The organism is Vibrio sp. YT-19(2023) (assembly GCF_033337395.1).
In genome coordinates, this window is the sequence record NZ_JAWOQN010000659.1 from 1 (window position 1) to 637 (window position 637).

The 637-nt window shown below is 43.6% G+C and carries 2 protein-coding genes; both read left to right on the top strand.

All coding sequences use genetic code 11. The features are described 5' to 3' along the window. Positions 1-240, top strand: a 240-nt coding sequence (locus tag R7E78_RS27725; protein ID WP_318058833.1) for a GNAT family N-acetyltransferase, incomplete at its 5' end; no start/stop codon positions are given. A gap of 1 nt (position 241) precedes the next feature. Beyond that, a partial coding sequence (locus R7E78_RS27730; RefSeq protein WP_318058834.1) for an HD domain-containing protein occupies positions 242-637 on the top strand: 396 nt, incomplete at its 3' end.

Here is a 637-nt window from a genome sequence, read left to right on the forward strand (position 1 = left end):
GGTCACGGCTATATGCGTCGTGGGTTAAAAATGGCATGCGACTACATGTTTAACGTGCAAAAAATGCATCGTATCCAAGCCGGCTATATGCCTCATAACAAACGCAGTGAAGCTGTGCTAGAGTTTGTCGGGTTTAGCAAAGAAGGTTACGCAAAAGATTACCTTTTGATCAATGGTGAATGGCAAGATCATGTGCTGACATCATTAACTAACCCTCATTGGCAGCAAGAAGGGCGCTAATATGGATCGATTAGAAAAGCAGTTAGCATTACTCATTGAGCTTGATAAGCTCAAAAGCGTATTGCGTCGTACTCGGGTGAAAAGCGCCGAAGGTCGTCTTGAAAACAGTGGTGAGCACAGTTGGCATGTCGCATTGATGGCAGTCTTAATGGTCGAGCACGCAAATGCGCCAGTCGATATCTGTCGAGTGATGAAAATGCTATTGATACATGACGTTGTTGAGATCGACGCAGGCGACACGTTTGTTTATGATACTGCAGCTTCAAAAGAGCAAGCAGAAAAAGAAATAAAAGCCGCTGAACGCTTATTTGGTATGTTACCAACAGATCAAGGGCAAGAATTATTAGCGCTTTGTCAAGAATTTGAAGCCGCGCAGAGTGATGATGCAAAATATGTA